General features: G+C 74.2%; 7 protein-coding genes. 3 read left to right on the top strand and 4 right to left on the bottom strand.

Annotated features, from left to right (window positions below):
- The 4 genes from ADY01_RS37715 to rimP form a co-directional block, all read right to left on the bottom strand.
- The coding region (locus tag ADY01_RS37715; RefSeq protein ID WP_199826375.1) for a translation initiation factor IF-2 N-terminal domain-containing protein at positions 1-337 on the bottom strand (337 nt) is incomplete at its 3' end.
- A 153-nt stretch (positions 338-490) separates the two neighbouring features.
- The gene (locus tag ADY01_RS37710; protein WP_078900830.1) at positions 491-769 is read right to left on the bottom strand and encodes a YlxR family protein; all 279 of its coding nucleotides are present in this window, start codon (positions 767-769) and stop codon (positions 491-493) included.
- Between the two features lie 103 nt (positions 770-872).
- On the bottom strand, positions 873-1931 hold the full coding sequence (gene nusA, locus ADY01_RS33675) for a transcription termination factor NusA (RefSeq protein ID WP_049580561.1): 1059 nt from the start codon (positions 1929-1931) through the stop codon (positions 873-875).
- Between the two features lie 2 nt (positions 1932-1933).
- Positions 1934-2440, bottom strand: coding sequence for a ribosome maturation factor RimP (gene rimP, locus ADY01_RS33670; protein ID WP_049580560.1), 507 nt, complete (start codon positions 2438-2440; stop codon positions 1934-1936).
- A 287-nt stretch (positions 2441-2727) separates the two neighbouring features.
- On the opposite strand from rimP, the gene ADY01_RS33665 reads away from it, so the two are divergent.
- The 3 genes from ADY01_RS33665 to ADY01_RS33655 form a co-directional block, all read left to right on the top strand.
- Positions 2728-3189, top strand: a complete 462-nt coding sequence (locus ADY01_RS33665; protein ID WP_078900829.1) for a hypothetical protein — start codon at positions 2728-2730, stop codon at positions 3187-3189.
- Positions 3186-3632: a ferritin-like domain-containing protein gene (locus tag ADY01_RS33660; protein ID WP_049580559.1), complete on the top strand. Its 447-nt coding sequence runs from the start codon at positions 3186-3188 to the stop codon at positions 3630-3632. The genes ADY01_RS33665 and ADY01_RS33660 overlap by 4 nt, the downstream gene beginning before the upstream one ends.
- Before the next feature lie 2 nt (positions 3633-3634).
- Positions 3635-4093, top strand: a 459-nt coding sequence (locus ADY01_RS33655) for an aminoglycoside phosphotransferase family protein (RefSeq protein WP_049580557.1), incomplete at its 3' end; no start/stop codon positions are given.

Here is a 4093-nt window from a genome sequence, read left to right as displayed (position 1 = left end):
GAGCCGGCTTGGAGCCGGGCTTCGGCGCCGGTCGCGGCGCGCCCGGCTTGGGCGACGCTCCCCCGGCGGGCCTGGGGGCGGGGGCCCCCGGCTTGGCGCTCACGGCACCCGGCTTGGGCGCCGGGGGCCTGGGCGCGGGCGCACCCGGCCTGGCCGACCTGCGGCCGCCGCCACTGCCATTGCCACTGAACGCGTCTGTCAGTTTGCGTACTACTGGCGCCTCGATCGTCGAGGACGCCGAACGGACGAATTCACCAAGCTCTTGGAGCTTGGCCATGACGACCTTGCTCTCGACTCCAAGCTCCTTGGCGAGCTCGTATACCCGGACCTTAGCCACTTCGCTCCTTTAACGGTCCGGGGTCGGTCGTCCGCCGGACCTTCGCTACTTCACGGGCGTACTCATCGCGTACTCATCGAGTGCTCATCGCAATCTCGACCTACTTCCAACTCGCGAGGTACCTGGCCGTGCGGACCGTCCGCACGACGCTTCTTACGATTCTGTCCGGCCGATCACCTGGTGCAGCTCTCCGGTGTCGAGCGGCCCCTGGACCCTCAGGGCCCTGGGAAACGCCCGACGGCGGACCGCCAGCTCCAGGCACGTCGGTGTGGGATGCACATAGGCGCCCCGACCGGGCAGCGTACCGCGATGATCAGGGACACAGCGATCCCCGTCCACCACCACACGCAACAGCCCCTTCCGGGCCGACCGCTGCCGACAACCCACGCAGGTGCGCTCAGGGCAGGATGGGTCCCGTGTCCGGCCAGACACTGATGATTCTACCTCCCCGCGCGCCCAGCCCCGCGGGCGGGCTCACGCCACTTGTCGCCAACGACGCGACGGCCGCCGGCATTCCCGGCCGCCGCGCCCACGCCTACGGCGCCGACTGCTCGCTCTGCTCGGTGTCCGGCCGGATGTCGATCCGCCAGCCGGTCAGCCGGGCCGCGAGCCGGGCGTTCTGCCCCTCCTTGCCGATCGCCAGCGACAGCTGGTAATCGGGCACGGTCACCCGCGCCGACCTGGCCATCTGGTCGACCACGTCCACCTTGGTCACCCGCGCCGGGGACAGGGCGTTGGCCACCAGCTCCGCCGGATCGTCCGACCAGTCGACGATGTCGATCTTCTCTCCGTGCAGCTCCGCCATCACGCTGCGCACCCGGCCGCCCATCGGCCCGATGCAGGCGCCCTTCGCGTTCAGCCCGGGGCGCAGCGACCGTACCGCGATCTTGGTCCGGTGCCCCGCCTCCCGGGCGATCGCCGCGATCTCCACCGAGCCGTCGGCGATCTCGGGCACCTCAAGCTCGAACAACTTCTTGACCAAATTGGGATGCGTGCGTGACAGCGTGACCGAGGGGCCGCGCGTGCCCTTCACCACCCGCACCACGTACGAGCGCAGGCGCGCGCCGTGCGGATAGTGCTCGCCCGGCACCTGCTCCTGCGGCGGCAGGATCGCCTCCAGCCGGCCGATGTCCACCAGCACGCTCTTGGGGTCCCTGCCCTGCTGCACGATGCCCGCGACCACGTCGCCCTCCCGCCCGGCGTACTCGCCGAACGTGATGTCCTCCTCGGCGTCGCGGAGGCGCTGGAGGATGACCTGCTTGGCGGTGGTGGCGGCGATCCGGCCGAAGCCCTGCGGGGTGTCGTCGAACTCCCTCGGCTCCGGTGCCCCGGCTCCCTCGCCGCCCTCGCCCTCCTCGCCGGCGCCCTCCGCCCCGGTCCGGTCGCCCAGGTCCGCCAGGTCGTCCGCGTCCTCGCGGGCCCAGACCGTCACATGGCCCGTCGCCCGGTCGAGCACCACCCTCGCCTGCCTGCTGCTGCCCTCGGTGCGGTGGTAGGCGATCAGAAGGGCCGACTCGATGGCCTCCACCAGCACGTCGAAGGAGATCTCCTTCTCCTGCACAAGGGCCTGTAGCGCCTTCATGTCGATGTCCACTGCTACGCCTCCTTCGGGCTCTGGTCACCAGCGGGCCTGCGGCTGAACTCCAGCTCGATCCGCGCCGACGCCACGTCGTCGAGGCCGACGCGGCGGGCCGTGGCCTTGCGGCCCTTCTCCCCGGGCACCTCGAGATCAAGCCCGGCGTCGTCGAAGGCCAGCAGCCGCCCGGTCAGCTCGCCGCCCTCCCGCAGCCGCAGCCGCAGCAGCCTGCCGACGGAGCGCCGGTAGTGCCGCGGCTCGGTCAGCGGACGCTCGGCGCCCGGCGAGGTCACCTCGAGCACATAGGGGGCGCCGCCCATCACGTCACTCTCGTCCAGCACCGCGGAGACCTCGCGGCTCAGCTCCGCGCACGCGTCGAGCCCCACGCCCTGGTCGGTGTCCACCACGACCTGGAGCACCCGCCGCCGCCCGGCCGGCGTGACCCTGACATCCTCGAGGTCCATCCCGCGCTTCCCGGCCAGCGGCTCCAGCAACTCCCGCAGCCTGTCGATCTGGGTCGTGCTCATCCGGGTGACTCCTCGGCCGCGTCTGCTGTTGTGGGTGCGTCTCGGGCGTTTCGCTCAACAGCCTATCGCCTGCGGCACGGTACGCCGACCGACCGGACGGCCAGGGCTGGCACGCCGGGAGACGGGGTGGCACCGGGATAGGCGCAGCGCACAGGTACGCTCACGGGGCGGTGATCTCCCCCGTCCTCCCACCGGGACTGCCCGGCGCGGGAGCCGCCGCCCAAGCCCACGGCCCTCCGCGAGAAGGGGAAGTGCGGGGAACCATGTCCTCTGCCGAGCCCTCTACCGTGTCCCGACGTTCCCTGCTGGCCGGCGTGCTGCTGGCCGGCGCCCTCACCGGTTGCACCTCAGGCGGCGGCGACGCGGCCGCCGAGGCCGCCGCGAGCACGCGCGGCCTGCGCCGCCGCGAGGCCAGGGAGAGCACCGCGCTGCTGGCGCGTTACGAGGCCACGGTCTCGGCCCACCCGTCGCTGGCCGGCCCGCTCACGCCGTTCCGCGACGTGGTCTCCGCCCATGTCGGCGCGCTCCACGAGCCGGGGGAGGAGACGACCGGCGTCGCCGGGGCCCCGCCCGAGGTGCCCGCGGCGAAGGAGCAGGCCATCGCGGCGCTGGCCGAAGCCGAACGACGGGCCGCCGAGGAGCGGCTGCGCGCGCTGACCGACGCCCCGCCCGAGCTCGCCCGGCTGCTGGCCTCCCTGGCCGCCGCGGGCGAGGTCCAGGCCCACCTCCTGAACGAGGTCCGCGCATGACCGACTCGTCCCCTCAACTCGAAGCCGCCCAGGCCGCGCTGGCCGCTGAGCACGCCGCGGTCTACGGCTACGGCGTGGTCGGCGGCCGCATCGGCGCGGACCGCGGCGCCGAGGCCCGCGAGGCGCACGCCGCGCACCTGAGCCGGCGCGACCTGATGGACCGCGCCGTCCGCGACCTCGGCGGTGCCCCCGTCGCCGCCGCGGCGGGCTACGCGCTGCCGTTCGAGGTCACCGACAGCGCCGGCGCGGTGGAGCTGGCCGTGGAGCTGGAGACCCGGCTGGCCGGCGCCTACGCCGACCTGGTGCTGGCCGGCGAGGGCGAGGTCAGGCGGGATGCCGCCGCCGCGCTGCGCGAGACGGCGGTGCGCGCGGCGCGCTGGCGCGGCCACGGCGAGCCGTTCCCCGGGCTCGCCGAGTACGCGGAGAGGGAAGGGGAGCGCTGAGCATGACCGCCCCCGTCCGGCCACGGCCGCCCGAGAGGCTGGCGCGCGCCCAGAAGGCCGCCGCGGGCGACTGGCTGGCGGCCCTGCCCGCCCTCGCCGACGACCTGCTGCGCCGCTGGGGGCTGACCGCGGAGCGGGTCGTCGCACCCGGCGGCCGGACCAGCATGACGGTCCTGGTGCGGGAGGCCGGCGGCGGTCGCGCGGCGCTCAAGATATGCGCGCCCGACGCCCCGGCCGGACGTGAGGAGGCGGCGCTGCGCCGCTGGAACGGGCTGGGGGCGGTGCGGGTGCTGCGCGCGGCACCCGACGAGGGGGCGCTGCTGCTCGAACGGCTGCGGGGCGAGACGTCGTTGCGTTCCCTGCCGGACGCCAAGGCCATGCTGGAGGCGGTCTCGGCGGCGCGGCGGCTGTGGGTGGATCCGGGGGAGGGCCACCCGTTCCCCACGGTGGGGGAGCGGACC

Origin of the sequence: Streptomyces sp. SBT349 (assembly GCF_001083795.1) — a bacterium.
GTDB lineage: Bacteria > Actinomycetota > Actinomycetes > Streptomycetales > Streptomycetaceae > Streptomyces.
The sequence above is the reverse complement of the archived record's forward strand: the minus strand, read 5'-3'. Positions and strand labels throughout refer to the sequence as shown.

Excerpts from the sequence above, each read along its gene's own strand:
- rimP (WP_049580560.1), bottom strand. The coding sequence starts at position 2,440 with ATGAGCACGACCCAGATCGACAGGCTGCGGGAGTTGCTGGAGCCGCTG.
- ADY01_RS33660 (WP_049580559.1), top strand. The coding sequence starts at position 3,186 with ATGACCGACTCGTCCCCTCAACTCGAAGCCGCCCAGGCCGCGCTGGCC.